Below are 20,106 nucleotides of genomic sequence, written 5' to 3' on the forward strand. Positions count from 1 at the left end.
ATAGACAGCCAATAATAAATTGTTTTAGATGTTTTATTCGATATTACTGGGTAATTTATCACTTATGGCTGCATATATTATCACAGTGGTTAATCTTATATTATTAATTATTTAATCCCGAATCATTATAAGATTATTGGCAATCCAAAATATGTACATTTATTAATATTTTAATTACAAAAATGTGATAATGATCGACTTTGGTGGATCAATTAATCAAATAAACGGCTAAAGTCATGCTTAAATCTTTTTTGTTTTTTTAGATCATGTATTATAGATGCCTGAGTGATGTCTTTTAAAATTACAGTTAAACTGATTATTGTTTATAGATACATTTAGTGCAAATAATAGACGTTATCATCTAGATTTCATATCAAGGGTGTTATTACTTAAATGACTATTATAAAATAGACAGCTACATATGAAGACTTGTTCGAGTGACTGTTGTTCCTTAATTCGTACCCACGCATATAAGCTTATAGTAAAATGCCGGTATGAAGATAACTTGTAACAAGATACGTTTTTGATAAGTTCGAGGAAATTATGAAAAGAGTTTTTATTATGATCCTAGATTCGTTTGGGATTGGGAGTGCCAAAGATGCGCCAAAATTTGGTGATGAAGGCGCCGACACATTAGGTCATATTGCCGAACAATGCGCATTAGGAAAAGCAGAACAAGGACGCAGTGGCACACTTAAATTACCTAATTTAGGTAAATTAGGGTTAATTGAAGCCGCATATGAGTCAACGGGTCACTATCCAAAAGGCATGCAAACCGAAGGTGAAATTATTGGTGCTTATGGTTATGCTAGCGAAATTTCTTCGGGTAAAGATACACCCTCTGGACATTGGGAAATTGCTGGCGTTCCAGTATTGTTTGATTGGGGTTACTTTACCGATACAACCAATAGTTTTCCTCAAGATCTGTTAGATAAAATTGTCTCTCGCGCAAAACTTCCTGGTTACCTTGGCAATTGCCACTCATCGGGTACAGTTATTCTGGACGAGCTTGGTGCTGAACACATGGCGACCGGTAAGCCTATCTTCTATACATCCGCGGATTCAGTTTTCCAAATTGCTTGTCATGAAGAAACGTTTGGTTTAGACAAACTTTACGAAGTGTGCGAAATCGCACGTGATGAACTCAATAAAAGTGATTACAACATTGGTCGCGTTATTGCTAGACCTTTTGTTGGAAAAAAAGCAGGCGAATTTGTGAGAACTGGTAATCGCCATGATCTTGCGGTTGAGCCACCAGCACCAACCATGTTAAAGAAATTGGTTGACGAAAAACAAGGCAACGTTGTTTCGATTGGTAAAATCGCTGATATATATGCCCATGTTGGGATCACCAAAAAGGTTAAAGCAACAGGCATAGAAGCTTTATTTAATGCCTCATTAGAAGAAATTAAACAAGCCAAAGATAATACCATTGTTTTTACTAATTTTGTTGATTTTGATTCCTCTTATGGACACAGACGTGATGTAGCTGGTTATGCTGCTGCATTAGAATATTTTGATAGTCGCTTACCTGAAATGTTAGCGCTAATTGAACCAGGCGATCTTTTAATTATCAGTGCGGATCATGGTTGCGATCCAACTTGGGCAGGTACTGATCATACGCGCGAACATATCCCTGTTTTAGTGTATGGTGATAGTGTACCAGTAGGCTCATTAGGGCATCGTGAAACTTTTGCCGATATTGGACAAAGTGTCGCTGATTATTTTGATTTATCGGCAATGGAATATGGTAAATCTTTTATTAACAAGTAGCAAATGAAGTTAATGTAATCGTTTTTTGAAATAAAGATCAGGAGAATTAGATGTCTACCCCACATATTAACGCAGTTGATAATGCTTTTGCAGAAACAGTTTTGATGCCTGGCGATCCGTTACGTGCAAAATTTATCGCTGAAACATTTTTAGAGGATGCGCAAGAAGTAACAAATGTAAGAGCCATGTTAGGTTTTACTGGTTATTACAAAGGAAAAAAAGTTTCAATCATGGGGCATGGCATGGGCATTCCATCTTGTTCTATTTATGCAACTGAATTGGTTAAATTTTACGGTGTTAAAAACATTATTCGTATTGGCTCTTGTGGTGCCATTAGCCCTAATGTAAACCTTGGGGATGTGATAGTTGGGATGGGTGCTTGCACCGATTCAAAAGTTAATCGTTTACGTTTTAAAGATAGCGATTTTGCTGCAATTGCCGATTTTGATTTAACCTGTAATGCTGTTAATGCTGCTAAAAATTTAGGCGTAAACGTAAAAGTGGGTAATCTATTTTCCGCTGATCTTTTCTACAGTGTCGATCCTGAAATGTTCGATATCATGGAAAAATACAATATTCTAGGCGTAGAGATGGAAGCTGCTGGTATTTATGGTGTGGCAGCTGAATACGGCGCAAAAGCACTTGCTATCTGTACGGTGTCTGATCATATTCGTAAAGGTGATGCGATGACGCCAGAACAGCGTCAGCTTGGTTTTAAAGAGATGATAACCGTTGCGTTAGAATCTGTACTATTCAATCAATAATCATAAATGGCAGATTAACTGCCATTTTTTTTAACTAAATATTGATAGGTAAAGCACTATAAAAATGATAATAGTATTTACCTAAATTTAAATTTTTTTATTCGTAATTGTTAGGCAATAGATTATCAAATATGTCATTTAATAAGGAATCAAAATGAATATTAAGTTTAAACTTAAGATTATATTTTTCTTACAATTTTTTATCTGGGGGAGTTGGCTGATCACCTTAGGTTCTTACATGATGGAGACGTTACATTTTAATGGTATGACAGTAGGTTCAGTGTATGGCACAATGGGGATAGCGTCATTATTTATGCCGGGCTTACTAGGTGTTGTGGCAGATAGATGGATTCCAGCTAATCGTTTATTCATGCTTTGTCATTTAATTGGTGCAATTACGTTATTTATTGCAGCATCAGTCACATCACCATTTATGATGGTAGTAATAATTTTGATACATTGCCTTGCGTTTATGCCAACTATTGCAATTTCAAACTCCATCTCTTATTCTTGCTTAGAAGCACAAAATCTTGATGTAATTTCCCAATTTCCGAAAATAAGAATTTTTGGTACTATTGGCTTTATTGTCGCCATGTGGCTAGTAAGCTTCTTAAAATTTGGATTAAGTAACATGCAACTTTATATTGCTGCTGCTGGTTCAATTTTACTTAGCTTATATTCATTAACACTACCATTAATTACCATTACTAAAGACAACTCGAAAAGAAAATCTTTAGCTAGTTCTTTAGGGTTAGACGCATTTGTATTGTTCAAACAACCAAGAATTGCAATCTTTTTTGTCTTTGCCGTTTTTCTTGGTGGTATTTTGCAAATAACGAATACGTTTGGTAATCCGTTTTTACTTTCGTTTAAAAGCATTCCTGAATATGCCGATAGCTTAGTTGTGCAATACCCTTCAGTATTATTGTCTATTTCACAAATGTCTGAAGTAGTGTTTATTCTGTTTGTTCCATTTTTTATGAAACGACTTGGTATCAAATATGTCATGTTAATTAGTATGCTTGCTTGGGTAGCGCGTTTTGGTTTATTTGCTTACGGTGATCCGTCTCCAACAGGCTTTATATTACTGCTTTTATCTATGATAGTTTACGGATGTGCGTTTGATTTTTATAATATTTCTGGCTCAATGTATGTTGAAAAATCGGTCTCACCAAGTATCCGTAATAGTGCGCAAGGTCTATTTATGATCATGACCAATGGTTTCGGAGCTTATTTAGGTTCAACCATCAGTGGCATTGTTGTTGATCATTACACAATAAATGGCCTTATCGATTGGCGTACCATATGGCTCATTTTTGCTGGTTACTCTTTATTATTGGCAGTGGTGTTTATGATCATTTTTAAAAATGATGACTTAAATAAACCAACAGCTGCAAATAGTTAATTAATCATTTGTGACGTGTTAAATAAAACTCTTATAATCAAAGTGTTGGCAGCAACCACGGTTGTTGCCTTCTTGCAAAATATGTAATGCATTACAATGACTTTAATGCATCTTACTGCATAAAAACTGATTAAGTTACATAAAATGTATGGCAATGAGATGTCTGATCAAGGTAAAATAGTAAAGATTATGATTAACAAAGCTAAAGTTGTTATGCTTAGCTTTCCAATCAGTGTTTTTCATATCATTATTATTTATACTTAATTGGCAAAATAAACTAGATAAAATATTAAATGAATACACATACTGTTCCAAAAGTTATTTTACATGAGCATATTGAAGGTAGTATTACACCTTTTATGGCAAAACAGTTAGCCGAAAAAAATCGCATCGTTTTTCCTGAATCTTTATGTTATAAAGCAGGTCAATATGATGCAAACGAGTATAAAAATGGTCGATATTGCTATGATGAAACTGACTTTGTTCAATTCATTCAAACTTATGACACTGTTTCCAATTTTGTAAAAACGCCCGAAGATTATTATTTAATTACCTACGACTTCCTCAGTAGAAATGCCAAACAAGGATTAATATATTGCGAGCTTTTCATCTCTCCTTTTCATATCTGTACGACTAAAATTGAGGATGAAATTATTTGGGATCAAAAAAGATTTCAACAAACACTCAGTCAAATGGATAACGCCATTACGGATATACAAAAAAAGTATAATATGACTGTTAGGTATCATGTTATCGGTGTTAGGCATCTAGGTGCTAAAATCGTTTATGACACATTACGTTTTATTAAAGATAATCCTCACCAATTTATCACTGGATTTAATATTGCGGGAAATGAAAGTTTTGGTCATTTTGATGATTTTAAAGATGCGCATGAATTAGCAACTCAGCTGAAACTAAAAAAATCTTATCATGCAGGCGAAATTGAGTCTGCTGAAAGCATTATTCAAGCACTCAAACATGGGGCACAAAGAATTGGACATGGTATCCGCGCTATTGAGAACAATAACTTGATTCGTGAGTTGGTTGAGAAAAAAGTGACTTTAGAAATTGCTTTAACCAGCAATCGTATACTGGTTAATGAACTTCATGGCGATATTCGAAATCACCCTGTTCGCCAACTTTATGATTACGGTGTACGTATAACATTAAATACAGATGATGCCGGAATTTTTGGTACAGACATCGAAAAAGAGTATCACCTTGCCTCATCAATATTTGGTTTTTCAAGATTAGAATTATTGGATATTACTTTATGTGGTATTGATGCCGCTTTTGTTGAAGATTCAGTAAAAGAGCAATTAACTAACGATGTTTTGTCATGTTTTACATTAGATGACAAACAAACACTCCAAGCAGCAATCCATGACACAAATTATCATCCTGCAATTATAGAACGATTCATTAAATATCAAAAGTCACTACCAATAACGAGTTAGTGGATAACCATGTCAGAGAAATAGGAGATTTATATGAACAAAAACAAATTAACGTTATCCCTTTTAACCCTATTCATTTCTGGCACTCTTCAAGCCGCTACTGTTGATCTTAGAATAATTGAAACCACTGATTTACATGGCAACATGATGAATTATGATTATTTTAAAGATCAGCCTGTTGATACATTTGGATTAGTGAAAACAGCCAATCTTATCCATCAAACAAGAAGTGAAGTAAAAAATTGCGTCCTTGTTGATAATGGTGATCTGATTCAAGGTAGTCCAATGGCCGATTATGCCCTAAATAAAGGATTAAAAGATGGCGAGATTCATCCTGTTTATAAAGCAATGAATACGCTTAATTATGTTGTAGGCAATATTGGTAATCACGAATTCAATTTTGGCTTAGATTATTTACAAAAAAGCCTTTCAGGGGCTAAATTCCCCTATGTCAATGCCAATGTTTATGATGCAAAAACCGGCAAACCCTACTTTCAACAATATATTATTATTGATACCCCCGTTATTGATCGAGATGGCAATCAACATATTATTAAAATTGGTTATATTGGATTTGTTCCTCCGCAAATTATGCAATGGGATAAACTTAACTTAAATGGAAAAGTAGTAGTAAAAGATATCACTGAAACTGCAAAAAAATTAGTCCCTGAAATGAAAAAGCAAGGTGCTAACGTTATAATTGCTATTCCACACTCAGGTGTATCTTCTGAACCATATAAAGCGTTAGCGGAAAATTCTGTTTATTATTTGAGTCAAGTTGAGGGAATTAATGCAATTATGTTTGGTCATTCGCATGGTGTTTTCCCAAGTGACGATTTTAAATCTTTACCCAATACCGATATTAAAACAGGCAATATCAATCACGTCCCTTCCGTAATGCCAGGTCAATGGGGTAGCCATTTAGGTGTCGTTGATTTAGTGCTTGAAGGCGACAGCACTAATTGGCAAGTAACGTCGGGAAAATCAGAAGCTCGCCCTATTTATGATATAAAAAATAAAAAAGCATTAGTACAGGCTGATCAACAGATAACTGAAATTTTAAAACAAGATCATCAAGGTACTCGAGAATTTGTAGGCAAACCCATTGGCAAAGTTTCGAGCGATATCAACAGTTATCTTGCACTAGTAGAAGATACATCCGCATTACAAATTATCAGTGATGCACAAATAGACTATGTAAAACAGTTTATTCAAGGCGATCCAGATTTGGATGGATTACCCATTTTATCCGCCATTGCTCCATTTAAAGTGGGTGGTCGAAAGAACGATCCTGATGCATATGTTGATGTTAAAAAAGGCGATTTATCGTTTAGAAACGCTGCCGACATCTACCTTTATCCAAACATTTTAAGTGCGGTTAAAATTACTGGTAAAGATGTTAAACAATGGCTGGAATGCGCTGCTGGTGTATATAATCAAATAGATGTTAACTCTACTCAACCACAATATCTCATTAATTGGGATAAGTTTAGAACTTATAATTTTGATGCAATTGATGGCGTCAGTTATCAAATTGATGTGACAGCACCACCACGTTACGATGGCAATTGCCAGTTAATTAATCCAAAATCTGAAAGAATTAAAAATCTAACTTATCAGCAACAGCCTATTGATCCTAATCAAACATTTTTAATTGCGACCAATAATTATCGTGCTTACAGCGGTATCTTTCCGGGAACAGGCGAAAAAAATGTTAAGTTTAATTCACCTGACGATTTAAGGGTGATTTTATCTGCTTATATTACCAATACTACGAAAAAAGCGGGTATGGTGAATGTCAAGGTAGATAACAATTGGCGAATTGCACCAATTATGAGCGATAAACCATTGGATATTCGCTTTGAATCTTCGGCAACGGATGAGGCAAAAGCTTATATAGAAAAACATTCGCTTTATCCGATTAAATTTATTGAAAAAGATGCATTAGGCTTCGGTGTTTATCGACTTGATTTACAGTCATCAAACCCAAATACTAGAAATCATAAATAGTACCATTAAGACTCAAAGGATTATCGATATGAAAATTGAAAAGTTAATCGAACTTGCTAAATCTGCGCGCTCAAGAGCCTATGTGCCTTATTCTAAATTTCAGGTTGGCGCTGTGCTCATTACTGAAGATGACGAAGCAATTTTAGGCTGTAATGTCGAAAATGCGTCTTACGGATTAGCCAACTGTGCAGAACGCACCGCCATTTTTAAAGCCGTGTCAGAGGGCAAACGCAAATTTAAAAAATTAGTGGTTATTGGTGATACGGATGGTCCTATTTCACCTTGTGGTGCTTGTAGACAAGTCATCAGTGAATTTTGTGCTAAAGATATGCCAGTAATTTTGACCAATCTTCAAGGAAAAATCCAAGAGACAACCGTAGGTGAATTATTACCTTGGTCTTTTTCGCCAAATGATCTGGATTAGTTAGAATCAATTGCAAGTAAAATGGATAAAATTAGATATAAAAAGCCCCTTACCGTAGTTAAAACTTTTTTGACTATATTTTCATACATAAACGCAACTGAACGTTTATGTAATTTTTATATGATCAAGTTGATAAACTAATTTGATTTATTGTTTTAAGTGAGAGAGATAATGAGATTTGTAGATATTATTGAAAAAAAACGTGATGGCAATGCTTTAAGCACAGAAGAAATTCAATTTTTTATCACTAACTACACCAATGGCACCATTCCAGATTATCAAGTTAGTGCATTATTAATGGCCATTTATTATCAAGGTATGACATCAAAAGAGTGTGCAGATTTAACCAGTGCCATGATGCATTCAGGTGATACGGTTGATTTATCTTCAATCAACGGCATTAAAGTTGATAAACATTCAACTGGAGGTGTAGGTGATACCACAACTTTAGTACTTGCTCCACTCGTTGCAGCATTGGATATTCCCGTTGCAAAAATGTCAGGGCGTGGCCTTGGCCATACTGGCGGAACAAATGACAAATTCGAATCCATTCCAGGATTTAAAATTGAATTAGCTAAACAAGACTTTATCAATCAAGTCAATCAAAAAGGTGTCGCGGTAATCGGACAGTCAGGAAATCTAACTCCAGCAGACAAAAAACTGTACTCTCTTCGAGATGTGACAGCTACGGTTAATTCAATTCCATTGATTGCAAGCTCAATTATGAGTAAAAAATTAGCCGCAGGTGCAGATGCTATTGTGCTAGATGTGAAAACTGGTGACGGTGCGCTAATGAAAAACATGGCGGATTCCGAAAAATTAGCTCAAGAAATGGTCAACATTGGCAATCAAATTGGTCGTAGAACTATGGCGATTATTTCAGACATGTCTCAACCACTTGGTTATGCAATTGGTAATGCATTAGAAGTTAAAGAAGCTATTGACACTTTAAAAGGACATGGTCCTGCTGACTTAACTGAATTGGTGTTAACACTTGGCAGTCAAATGGTCGTATTAGCAAATAAAGCCAAAACACTTGATGAAGCACGGGAAAAACTGCAAGAGGTCATCAAAAATGGCAAAGCTGTAGAAAAATTTAAAACCTTAATCGAAGCTCAAGGTGGAGACAGTTCTGTAGTTGACCATCCGGAAAAATTAGCCAGTGCGCCATATCAAATTGCCCTCCCTGCACTTAAATCAGGTTACGTTTCAAAAATTATTGCTGATCAAATAGGGATTGCAGCGATGCAACTTGGCGCAGGTCGAGCAACAAAAGAAGATATTATCGATCCAGCTGTTGGAATTATGTTACATAAAAAAGTAGGTGATAAAGTTGCCGAAGGTGAAGCATTGCTCACTATACATGCGAATACCGATAAAATTGATGCAATCAAACAAAAACTCTATGATAACATTACTATTAGTGATAATGCGATAGAACCGCAATTGATTTATAAAGTCATTACGGAATAATTATAACGCCAAAGGAGTTAGGAGGCACCATGTATCATTTACAATTATATAAAAAACTGTCACTGATTGCCATTTTAGGGTTATTTTCTGTTCATGCTTTGGCTGATCAATCAACCGATCAAACTTGGCAAAAAGACAAGCCTTACCGATTTACAATTTTACATACCAACGATCACCATGGTCGTTTTTGGCAAAATGATATTGGTGAATATGGACTTGCCGCTCAAAAAACAGTTGTAGATCAAATCCGCAAAGAAGTTGCAGCAAAAGGTGGTAAATTACTGTTACTGTCTGGTGGTGATATTAATACTGGTGTCCCTGAATCTGATGTGCAGCACGCGAAACCCGATTTTATTGGTATGAACGAAATTGGGTATGATGCTATGGCGGTGGGCAATCATGAATTTGATCATCCACTGCCAATCATTCGTGAACAACAAAAATGGGCTCAATTCCCATTTTTATCGGCCAATACTTACTTTAAAAACAGCGATAATCGTGTTTTTGATGCCTATAAAATGTTTAACTTAAATGGTATTAAAGTAGCCGTATTTGGATTGACTACAGACGATACCATCTTTTTAGCTTCTCCTAAAAATATTGACGGTATTGAATTTCGTAAAACCTTACCCGAAGCACAAAAAGTCATTGCTCAAATCAAGAAAACTGAACACCCTGATATGATTATTGCTGTCACTCATATGGGACATTATGAAAATGGTGAACACGGTTCAATGGCCCCTGGCGATGTTGAATTAGCTCGAGGACTGCCAACTGGCGAATTAGATATGATTGTTGGGGGACATTCACAAAACCCAGTTTGTATGGCAAGTCCTAACAAACGAATTACCGAGTACGTACCGGGTACACCTTGTGCACCTGATCAACAAAATGGCACTTGGATTGTTCAAGCCCATGAATGGGGAAAATACGTTGGTCGTGCCGATTTTATCTTTTTAAACGGTAAAATTACTCTAGAAAATTACCAATTAATTCCAATCAATCTAAAAAAAGAAGTGGATAACGGTAATGGAACCAAGCGTCTTGAATATTACACTAGTGAAATCCAACAGAACCAAAATTTGTTGGAAACCCTAAAACCTTATCAAGAACAAGGTAAACAGCAATTATTAGTAAAAACTGGTGCATTATCAGGGCGGCTTGAAGGCGATCGTGATGTAGTTAGATTCCAACAAAGTAATATGGGTCAATTCTTACTCAGTGCTTTTGTTGAAAAAACGAAAGCTGATGTTGGCATTATGTCGGGGGGAATGATTCGTGATTCACTAATTGAAGGTGATATTACTTATCGCGATATTCTCAAGGTTGAACCTTTTGGTAACAGCGTAGTCTATTTTGAATTAACTGGAAGCGAATTAATCGATTACCTTAACGTTGCGCTTAGCAAAAAACAGGGTTCAGGCGGTTATGCTCATTTAAAAAATATTACGTTAACTAAAGTGGGCAACAATATTGAAGATGTAAAAATTAATCATCAACCATTGGATCTGAAAAAAACGTATCGCATTGCGACTCTTGACTTTCTAGCTGCAGGAGGCGATGGCTACCCAATAACCAATACTTCACCCTCTTATGTGGATACCGGTTATCGAGACGCCGATGCAGTAAAACAATATTTTGAGTCACATTCCCCCATCAAGGCAAAAGATTATGAGCCTTTAAATGTTATTTTAGAAAAATAATCTTATGGTTTTATGGATTAAAATTATTAAGATAGACAATAAACGGCACTGATAACGATGATATTCAGTGCTTATCATTACGTAATTAGTCATAGAGATTTAATGTTGCTCTCAGCATATAGGTAATACAGAGGTATTTATGAACATGACCGAATTTCAACAAAACTGTTATAATATTGTGACCGATCCTAATTTGTCACCGAAACAAAAATCTAACCTACTTGCCTTAGCTGCTGAAAATCATTTACCTTATGTTAATTTGGATAAAGATACCAAGAAAGCTTTAGATGAACGTGTGATTTGTGACATGTTCGAAGGTCATGCACCTTATAAACCTCGTTATGTATTGCCTGATTATGCAAAATTTCTTCAGCAAGGATCGGAATACTTAGAACTCGAGCCGGCAAAAACGTTTGATGATGCATTAACTATGCTAACTATTGCTTATCATCATGTTCCATCGGTGACAGGTATGCCTGTTTATTTAGGATGTTTAGATCAAATCTTATTGCCTTATGTCGGTAATCTTAGCGAAGAAGATCTTTATCAACGCCTAAGACATTTTTGGGTAATGCTTGATCGCAATTTACCTGATGCGTTTATGCATGCTAATATTGGACCAACTGACAATGTTATCTGCCGTACTATTTTACGCGTTGATAGAGAACTTAAACAAGTCGCCCCTAATTTAACTTTTATTTATGATGAAAATATTACTCCGGAATCATTGCTATCCGTTGCCATAGAAAATATCTGTGAAACGGCTAAACCACATATCGCCAACAATAAGATGATCAAAAAAGATTTTGATGATAAAGGTTATGGAGTGGTGAGTTGTTACAACTCTTTACCTCTTGCAGGTGGTGGCAGTACTTTATCTCGAATTAATCTGAAAGAGGTGGCATTACGCAGTAAAAATATTGACGATTTTCTAGAAAATACCTTGCCTTATTATTGCTTTTTACAATTAAATTTAATCAAAGCAAGATCGGAATTTCTTTATGAGAAATCGAATTTCTTTACAAATAGCTTTTTAGTCAAAGAAGGATTAATTGACGCGACACGATTTGCACCTATGTTTGGTATCTATGCCATGGCTGAGGCGGTGAATATTCTACAAGAGAAATCTAACCTAGCTGGTCGATATGGTGTGGATGAAGAAGCTAATGAACTGGCTTCCACCATTTCTAAACAATTAGCCGACTTTATACATCGTCATCCAATTAAGTATGCCTGGCAAGGCAAAGCGATGTTGCATGCCCAATCAGGCATTAGTACTGATAGAGGAGCTACACCTGGTTTACGCATCCCGTATGGTCATGAACCAGATCCAGTTACCCATATTATGGCACTGTTCAAACATCATCAATATTATACATCGGGTATCAGCGATATTTTAACGATTGATAAGACCATTAAAAGTAATCCATCAGCCCTACTTCAAATCTGTAAAGCCGCATTTGAGTTTGGTTTTAGAGAATTTACGGCTAACATCAGTGGTAACGATTTAGTGCGTGTGACAGGCTATATGGTTAGACTTTCGGATATTGCTAAATATAAAAAAGAAGGCTCTCGCACTAACACAACATTCCTAGGTAGTGAAGCAGCCGAAGATACCGTAAATAATAGTTATCTATGCCGTACTCCACGAGTCATCAGTCATGAACAAGCCATGGGCAATCGTTAATAAACTGTTACCTTTTTCTTGTGTAGATGGTCCGGGAAACCGGTTAGTCATCTTTTTACAAGGATGTAATTTCAAGTGTTTAAATTGCCACAATCCTTATACTATTTCACGGTGTAAGGATTGTGGTGAATGTGTTGCTACTTGTCCTCATCAGGCGTTAACATTTATCAATAACAAAGTTATTTGGCAAAGCTCAACTTGCCAACAATGTGATACTTGTATAAACACTTGTAACCACCATTCAACACCGATGACTTACCGATACAGTATTGAAGATATTTTAAAACTCATACGCAAATATTTGCCTTTTTTAAATGGTATAACCCTCAGTGGTGGTGAGGCAACACTGCAATTAGCCTTTATTGAAAAACTGTTTAGTGCAATTAAAGGCGCTCAGGATTTAAAACACCTAAGCTGTTTTATTGACAGTAATGGATATTTACCTCAATTGGGCTGGCAAAAAATAGCCAAAGTAATGGATGGCGCAATGATTGATCTTAAAGCATGGGATAATCAAGTACATGAAGCATTAACTGGCAAGGGTAATTTAAGAGTTAAAAAATCAATTGAATATCTTGCAAAAATAAATAAATTATATGAAGTCCGATTTCTAATCATTCCTAAGCATACCGATTTACAGGATAAGGCCGAACACATAGCTCATTTTTTAAAGCAATTGGATGAAAATATAAAAATTAGAATCAATGCATTTCATCATCACGGAGTACAAGGTATAGCGAAAAACTGGCAATCGTCCACTCAAGATCAAATCGAATTGTTTGCCAAACAATTAAAAAATCACGGTTTATATAATATTACTCTTCCTAGCGTATATTTATAACTGCTATGCTTATAAACGTAAAATAATGAATGATATTTTACACATCATTAAGCCCAAAGAGTTATTACTAAAGATCCATTAAATAATCAATACATTAAATGATTACTCATGGCTTATTTAGCCTAAAAATTCTTATTAACGTTTCAAAATATTCACTTTTCGATTTGATCAATTAAAAATTCAATTAGATTAATATTTTGTACACATTGTGTAAGCAACATCCGGCTCTACAATCACGTTTCCTTCTACAATACCAACACTGTAGTATTTATAATTACCTAATACATCTTTCATAGAAGATACTTCATTTGTAAAGTAGAATTCATAATAGATAAAGTTTTTTAAATTGAGTACACCAGACAACATATCTCGACCAATAATATCTAAAGGTGCATAAAAATAGGTTTTACCCCATTCCGCAGTTAATCCCTCACCAATTGCTCTTCTGTATCCATTGCCTTTTACATAATAGTTATCGTTCGTTGTAGGAATGTAAGCTAAAGGAGAATTTGTTATCTCAGCTCGTGTTGGCAATCTATCATTATTTTTTTTACATAATTTATTTGAGTCTTGCCAATTACCAATCGGGTTATTTAAGAAATATAACCAATGTTTGATAGAAAAAGTGTAATAAAACTGGGCTAACGTTCGATTATTCGTAACTAATATCACAAATTTATCACCTTGATCGGGAACATTGTCAGTAAATTTAAATTCACTTTTAGAATCAGAGTTTGAAGCACGAAAAGTATTAACTAATGAATTATTAGGATTTTTTACCAATGTGTAACTATAGTCTGATATTGGATTTACAGGTACAATTCTGAAACGAGCCTCTGGAAAAGCATAGGTTGGAAAGTAATTACCATTTTGATCTTTTGCTGTAGCTATAAAGCCTTTATGAATAGTAAATTGATCACTGTTATAAGGAGGATCCACACTTATTGTATCCGCACCATAAGGTGCATAGTTATCCCCTTCGTTCCATCCATTATTTGTAATCAAGGCGAGTACACCGGGTCTAATGTAACAGATACCATCATCAGCACTCACTTGAAATGTTTTAGACACTTCTTTTGGTTGTGAAGTGTCAGGATCACCGTACTGAGTTTTAGCAATAAATTGAATGGTCAATTTTACCGAAAGATTTGCCTTAACGGTAGACGAATTACACACATCACTACCGAGTGGTGCAGTGGAATCAGAAGGAATGATGTTATCGTTTTGATCGCGCCATTCTGCATTAATCGATTGAATGATGAAACTATCGACATTAGCAATTTTATCACCATCCACATCATAAATATCACTATCATTTAAACTTGAAGTATCAATACCAAATGAATAAAGGCTAGGTGAAGTATTATAGGCAACAGAAATCTTATTTGCCGTACCAGGAGAAATAATCGCAGGATCTAGACCATCAATTTTTAATTTAAACTGAATTCCATTTAATACTTTTTCATCAGCGGTCTGACGTATTTCGGGTGCATTTCCAATGATTTTATTTACGGTCTGGGCAGAAAGAATAGCGGACGATTCATTAACCCAACTAAACAGCATCATAAAGAAAAAAGTAATACGTTTTAACAGTCTGGGAAAAATAAAGTTTCTATACAAACGAATAGAAGGATTCATTACTTTTTCTTTACTCATAAATTTCCTCATAAATTTTAATAAATTGATGAATTCAAAATTTATAGAATGAAAAACTCAGTTTTAATTAAATGATAAATATGACTTATTACATTTATTATTTATCAAAAGACAATATTAAATGCCGATACTAATAACTAAATTTATCCATGAGAAGGTAAAAATTAAACTGAGTAGAACTTAGATTTGATATTATGTGTTGCTTAATATTATTTTATAAAATCATAATGTTAATAACATTAGAAAAATATAAACTTTAGACAAATAATCGAAAAGCAAAATAAAAACAGTTAGTGTTAACTAAAAAAATAGAAGCTTAACTTTGCTAATTTAACTTAGTTTGTAAATATACGTTAAGAATACAGATGTGATTATTTTATAATATAACTTAGTTAAGTTGTCAATATGCTATTAATTAAGGGATATAAATCCCTTAATTAACAATATATTACTTATTTTTGTTGAATGCTACAGCAAAGGCGTTGCCCATTGCGCTATTAGCCTGTGTTGCAATTGGGCGATGTTTATTATTAGATGACGCACTTAAAGATTTATTATTCTCCACTTTAGAAGTTGCTGCTTCATCTAAACGCATTGATAAAGCAATACGTTTACGAGCAATGTCCACTTCCATCACTTTCACTTTAACAATATCGCCAGCTTTTACTATGGTTCGAGGATCATCAACAAATTTATTGGATAACGCCGAGATATGAACTAGACCATCTTGATGTACGCCAATATCAACAAAAGCCCCAAAATTAGTCACATTCGTTACAGCCCCTTCCATAATCATGCCTATTTTTAAATCTTCCATTGTTTCGATATTATCGGCAAACTGTGCAGTTTTAAATTCAGGTCTAGGATCGCGTCCTGGTTTATCTAATTCTTTAATAATGTCCGTTACGGTTGGAACACCAAAATGGTCATCAACGTAATCAACCGCTTTTAATGATTTTAGATAATTTGAATCACCTAAAATCTCTTTTAAAGTTTTATGATTTTTCTCTAAAATGCGTTCAACAACAGGATATGCTTCCGGATGAACCGCCGATGCATCAAGTGGATTTTTACCATTCATAATACGTAAAAAACCAGCACATTGCTCAAACGCTTTTGGACCTAAACGACTAACTTTTAACAACTGTTTACGATCGGTAAATTGACCGTTTTCATTGCGCCAATCAACAATATTTTTGGCAATAACTTTATTTAGTCCAGCAATACGCGCAAGTAACATCATTGATGCCGTATTTAAATTAACCCCTACCGCATTCACCCCATCTTCAACTACGGCATCAAGCTTTTTGGCTAACTGAGTCTGACTCACATCATGTTGATATTGTCCTACACCAATGGATTTTGGATCGATTTTTACCAGTTCCGCTAATGGATCTTGCAAACGACGAGCAATGGATACCGCACCTCGGATTGATACATCCAAATCCGGGAACTCTTGGGCAGCAAGTTCCGATGCGGAATAAACCGATGCTCCTGCTTCGCTGACAATGACTTTTTGTCCTTTAACTTCTGGATACTTTTTCTGAACATCCAGATAGAATCGTTCAGTCTCACGAGATGCCGTACCATTACCAATAGCCACTAATTCCACTTGATATTTAGTGCAAAGTGCAGCAACCATCATTGCTGCTTTATCAGCTTGTCCAGTGTGAGGATAAATCGTTTCGGTAGCAATTAGTTTACCTGTAGAATCCACAACAGCAATTTTTACACCTGTTCGTAAGCCTGGATCCATACCCATGGTGACTCTCATACCAGCAGGCGCAGCCATTAACATATCATGTAAATTAGCTGCAAATACATTAATTGCTTCCTCTTCCGCACGTTCGCGTAAAGTGGTCATCAATTCGGTTTCCATGTGCATTAAAATTTTAATACGCCAGGTCCAGCTGATCACGGCTTTGCGCCATTTATCGGCAGGCTCATCATTCAATCGAATGCCTAAATGTTCAGAAATAAGCTGCTCGCAATAGCTCTCCTTTGGCGTTTCGTCAAATTGAGGATCAGCGTTTAACGACAGGTGTAAAATACCTTCGTTGCGTCCTCGAAACATCGCTAACGCACGGTGAGACGGGACTCTAGAAATAAGTTCACTTTGCGCAAAATAATCACGAAATTTAGCGCCCTCTTCTTCTTTACCAGCTACAACTTGCGAAACCAAGTTGGCATTATTCCACAGATAATGACGCACTTTAGCGAGTAAACTCGCATCTTCTGCAAATCGTTCCATTAAAATATAACGAGCACCATCCAATGCGGATTTAGTATCAGCTATACCTTTATCTTTATTAAGATATTGTTTAGCTTCATTCTCAGGATCCAACGTTGGATTTTGCCACAAACTATCAGCCAATGGCTCTAATCCAGCCTCGATCGCAATTTGACCTCGAGTACGGCGTTTTGGTTTGTAAGGTAAATAGAGATCTTCAAGTTCCGTTTTACTTAAAGTTTGGCTAATACTTTGGCTAAGATCTGACGTCAATTTACCTTGTTCATCAATTGACTTTAAGATGGTTTGTTTACGATCTTCGAGTTCGCGTAAATAACTTAATCGGTTGTCTAAAGTACGTAACTGGGTATCATCAAGACCACCTGTAACTTCTTTACGATAACGGGCAATAAAAGGAACAGTACTGCCTTCGTCTAATAATTGTATGGCCGCTAAAACTTGTTCTGGTTTTACGGTGAGTTCACCAGCTATAATATGGCTAATTTGAGTATTTATCATAGTATCTCAGTATATTATCGATTAACGGAATTTAATTTAATCATGCAAAAAGCTAATTATATAACAAGAGAAGGTTATTTGGCACTTGATCGTGAATTGAAATATTTATGGCGGGAAGAGAGACCTCGCGTTACTCAAGCCGTATCCGATGCCGCAGCACTAGGTGATCGCAGTGAAAACGCAGAATACATTTACGGTAAGCGAAGATTGCGAGAAATCGATAGACGTGTTCGGTTTTTAACAAAAAGATTAGAAATATTAACCATTGTTGATCCAGATCCAAAACAAGAAGGCAAAGTCTTTTTTGGCGCTTGGGTGAAATTAGAAGATGATGCTGGCAAATCGCATATTTATCGTATTGTTGGTGCTGACGAATTTGATCCCAAAAAAAATTGGATTTCCATCAATAGCCCCGTTGCCCGAGCGTTAATTGGTCATAAAGTGGATGATGAAATATCGGTCATAACACCAAATGGTAACACTTTTTTTTATATTTTAGAGATCAGTTATTCTCAATTAAATGAATAATGATTTTAACCACCTCATGATAAAAAAGAAGAATATTCATATCATGTACTGATTTTTTCAATAAAAAATAAGCAACCATATTGATTTGAGGTTAACGACTTGAAAGAATAAAAAATTAATTGAGATCATTTTTTACTGGGATAATGAACATGTTTCAAATCCAATAAATACTATTCCATACTTTTACAAATTTACTTAAGTAGTGATCAACAATATGCATGTAAATAGAAGATGTTAGCTACAAATTATGAATTATTAAGGTTACAATTACAATAATTTTTTATTATGTATCATCAAAATTATGATTTCAGTCAATCATTTATACATATTTCCAATTAAATCACTTTCAGGTCTCTCCTTGCAAACCTCCAATACCGTTGATGGAGGTTTTGAACATGATCGAATCATGATGATAAGTGAACCTGATGGAACATTTATAACCGCCAGAGAATTTCCCCAATTGTTAAAGCTTCGAACATCGGTTGTGGGTAATGAGGTATCTGTTTCGTTGCCTTCATTAGAAAAAATTTGTTTTAATTTGGATGAATTTTCGAAAAATGTTGAACCAACCGAAGTATGGGGTAACCATTTTACTGCGCAAATTGCGCCAATTAGAGTGAATCAATTTTTTAGTCATTTTCTTCAAAAAGATGTGCAATTACGCTGGGTTGGTTCTAATCTAACAAGACGAATCAAACGCTATCCACAAATAGCGGTAAGTTTTGCTGATGGTTACCCTTATTTATTATTAAATCAAGCTTCCTTTAATTATTTGCAGCAACAGTGCCCTGTTAAGCTTGATATCCAACAATTTCGAGGCAATATTATTATTGATGGTGCATTACCTTTTGCCGAAGATGGTTGGAAAACAATTAAAATTGGTGAAGTCCTGTTTGATATCATAAAACCTTGTACTCGTTGTGCATTAACCACATTCAATATCAATTCAACAGAACCATTACCTAATAATGAACCTTTAAAAACATTAGGTTACTTTAGATCGAATTTGGAAGGAAATATTAATTTTGGCATGAATATGATTGCTCGAAATCATGGAACAGTATCCGTCGGTGATAAAGTTGAAATACTTGAACGCCAACCCGCTACCCGTTATATTAAAAATTTTCCTAAAGAACAACCAAGTAACCATCAATCTTGCATTATTACTTTTGAAAATACAAAATTTGAAGGTAATAATCAACAAACGCTATTAGAGCAACTTGAACAACAGTCTATTTCACTTCCCTATTCGTGTCGGGCTGGTGTATGCGGTCGATGCTCAGTGTTATTAAAAAAAGGACAAGTTAAATCCTTAACGCAATCTGGAGTTAAACAAAATAACACCATTTTAGCGTGCAGTTGTATACCTATGAGTGATATCGTCATACAATTATTAAAATAATTACATAAGAATCAATGATATTTTTAATCAATGTAACGAATAGATTATTCGTGCAATATTAATATGAAGTTAGCATCAACGTTTAAGTATTTCTTGATTTTATTCAGTTTTATCTCTACTTCTGTCTTTTATTTGGATCACGATAAAGTTGTATTTAACGATTTAAGAAAGGAAAAAATTTTTTAACAATTAACACAGACTCATTTAACCAATCTCACTTACCTATAAGTTATA

At 35.1% G+C, this 20,106-nt stretch carries 13 protein-coding genes and 1 pseudogene; 12 read left to right on the plus strand and 2 right to left on the minus strand.

Going from position 1 to position 20,106, the window contains the following annotated elements; all coding sequences use genetic code 11:
• The first annotated feature begins 543 nt into the window (after positions 1 to 543).
• The 10 genes from J4T76_RS01085 (at position 544) to J4T76_RS01130 (ending at position 13,537) form a co-directional block, all read left to right on the plus strand.
• Complete coding sequence (locus tag J4T76_RS01085; RefSeq protein ID WP_267341878.1) at positions 544 to 1,773, plus strand: phosphopentomutase; 1,230 nt, start codon at positions 544 to 546, stop codon at positions 1,771 to 1,773.
• A gap of 50 nt (positions 1,774 to 1,823) precedes the next feature.
• Positions 1,824 to 2,537, plus strand: coding sequence for a purine-nucleoside phosphorylase (gene deoD / locus J4T76_RS01090; protein ID WP_267341877.1), 714 nt, complete (start codon positions 1,824 to 1,826; stop codon positions 2,535 to 2,537).
• 154 nt (positions 2,538 to 2,691) lie between these two features.
• Positions 2,692 to 3,942 (plus strand): nucleoside permease, encoded by a 1,251-nt coding sequence (locus J4T76_RS01095; protein ID WP_267341876.1) that lies wholly within the window; start codon positions 2,692 to 2,694, stop codon positions 3,940 to 3,942.
• Positions 3,943 to 4,235: 293 nt separating this feature from the next.
• Positions 4,236 to 5,399: an adenosine deaminase gene (gene add / locus J4T76_RS01100; protein ID WP_267341875.1), complete on the plus strand. Its 1,164-nt coding sequence runs from the start codon at positions 4,236 to 4,238 to the stop codon at positions 5,397 to 5,399.
• Positions 5,400 to 5,432: 33 nt separating this feature from the next.
• Complete coding sequence (locus J4T76_RS01105) at positions 5,433 to 7,409, plus strand: bifunctional 2',3'-cyclic-nucleotide 2'-phosphodiesterase/3'-nucleotidase (protein ID WP_267341874.1); 1,977 nt, start codon at positions 5,433 to 5,435, stop codon at positions 7,407 to 7,409.
• Between the two features lie 28 nt (positions 7,410 to 7,437).
• Positions 7,438 to 7,833, plus strand: coding sequence for a cytidine deaminase (locus tag J4T76_RS01110; protein WP_267341872.1), 396 nt, complete (start codon positions 7,438 to 7,440; stop codon positions 7,831 to 7,833).
• Between the two features lie 171 nt (positions 7,834 to 8,004).
• Positions 8,005 to 9,306: a pyrimidine-nucleoside phosphorylase gene (locus J4T76_RS01115; protein ID WP_267341870.1), complete on the plus strand. Its 1,302-nt coding sequence runs from the start codon at positions 8,005 to 8,007 to the stop codon at positions 9,304 to 9,306.
• Positions 9,307 to 9,335: 29 nt separating this feature from the next.
• Positions 9,336 to 11,009, plus strand: coding sequence for a bifunctional UDP-sugar hydrolase/5'-nucleotidase UshA (gene ushA / locus J4T76_RS01120; protein ID WP_267346193.1), 1,674 nt, complete (start codon positions 9,336 to 9,338; stop codon positions 11,007 to 11,009).
• A 139-nt stretch (positions 11,010 to 11,148) separates the two neighbouring features.
• On the plus strand, positions 11,149 to 12,696 hold the full coding sequence (locus J4T76_RS01125; RefSeq protein WP_267346191.1) for a YjjI family glycine radical enzyme: 1,548 nt from the start codon (positions 11,149 to 11,151) through the stop codon (positions 12,694 to 12,696).
• Positions 12,671 to 13,537 (plus strand): YjjW family glycine radical enzyme activase, encoded by an 867-nt coding sequence (locus J4T76_RS01130; RefSeq protein ID WP_267356144.1) that lies wholly within the window; start codon positions 12,671 to 12,673, stop codon positions 13,535 to 13,537. The genes J4T76_RS01125 and J4T76_RS01130 overlap by 26 nt, the downstream gene beginning before the upstream one ends.
• A gap of 189 nt (positions 13,538 to 13,726) precedes the next feature.
• Here the strand turns inward: J4T76_RS01130 and J4T76_RS01135 are convergent, their stop codons facing one another.
• A complete protein-coding gene (locus J4T76_RS01135; RefSeq protein WP_267341863.1) occupies positions 13,727 to 15,193 on the minus strand; it encodes a hypothetical protein in 1,467 nt (488 codons plus the stop codon).
• Between the two features lie 583 nt (positions 15,194 to 15,776).
• Positions 15,777 to 17,942 (minus strand): annotated as a pseudogene (locus tag J4T76_RS01140) (Tex family protein); the annotation flags it as partial.
• A gap of 42 nt (positions 17,943 to 17,984) precedes the next feature.
• Between J4T76_RS01140 and greB the strand changes: the two are divergent.
• Positions 17,985 to 18,470 (plus strand): transcription elongation factor GreB, encoded by a 486-nt coding sequence (gene greB / locus J4T76_RS01145; protein WP_267346188.1) that lies wholly within the window; start codon positions 17,985 to 17,987, stop codon positions 18,468 to 18,470.
• 358 nt (positions 18,471 to 18,828) lie between these two features.
• Positions 18,829 to 19,872 carry a YcbX family protein gene (locus J4T76_RS01150; RefSeq protein ID WP_443135230.1) on the plus strand — a complete coding sequence of 348 codons (1,044 nt, stop codon included), beginning with the start codon at positions 18,829 to 18,831 and terminating at the stop codon, positions 19,870 to 19,872.
• Positions 19,873 to 20,106: the final 234 nt, after the last annotated feature.

This window comes from Gilliamella sp. B3022, assembly GCF_028751545.1.
Taxonomy (GTDB): Bacteria; Pseudomonadota; Gammaproteobacteria; order Enterobacterales; family Orbaceae; genus Gilliamella.

Excerpts from the sequence above, each read along its gene's own strand:
- J4T76_RS01125 (WP_267346191.1), top strand. The coding sequence starts at position 11,149 with ATGAACATGACCGAATTTCAACAAAACTGTTATAATATTGTGACCGAT.
- J4T76_RS01130 (WP_267356144.1), top strand. The coding sequence starts at position 12,671 with ATGAACAAGCCATGGGCAATCGTTAATAAACTGTTACCTTTTTCTTGT.
- ushA (WP_267346193.1), top strand. The coding sequence starts at position 9,336 with ATGTATCATTTACAATTATATAAAAAACTGTCACTGATTGCCATTTTA.
- J4T76_RS01095 (WP_267341876.1), top strand. The coding sequence starts at position 2,692 with ATGAATATTAAGTTTAAACTTAAGATTATATTTTTCTTACAATTTTTT.
- J4T76_RS01135 (WP_267341863.1), bottom strand. The coding sequence starts at position 15,193 with ATGAGTAAAGAAAAAGTAATGAATCCTTCTATTCGTTTGTATAGAAAC.
- deoD (WP_267341877.1), top strand. The coding sequence starts at position 1,824 with ATGTCTACCCCACATATTAACGCAGTTGATAATGCTTTTGCAGAAACA.
- add (WP_267341875.1), top strand. The coding sequence starts at position 4,236 with ATGAATACACATACTGTTCCAAAAGTTATTTTACATGAGCATATTGAA.
- J4T76_RS01115 (WP_267341870.1), top strand. The coding sequence starts at position 8,005 with ATGAGATTTGTAGATATTATTGAAAAAAAACGTGATGGCAATGCTTTA.
- J4T76_RS01105 (WP_267341874.1), top strand. The coding sequence starts at position 5,433 with ATGAACAAAAACAAATTAACGTTATCCCTTTTAACCCTATTCATTTCT.
- greB (WP_267346188.1), top strand. The coding sequence starts at position 17,985 with ATGCAAAAAGCTAATTATATAACAAGAGAAGGTTATTTGGCACTTGAT.
- J4T76_RS01110 (WP_267341872.1), top strand. The coding sequence starts at position 7,438 with ATGAAAATTGAAAAGTTAATCGAACTTGCTAAATCTGCGCGCTCAAGA.
- J4T76_RS01085 (WP_267341878.1), top strand. The coding sequence starts at position 544 with ATGAAAAGAGTTTTTATTATGATCCTAGATTCGTTTGGGATTGGGAGT.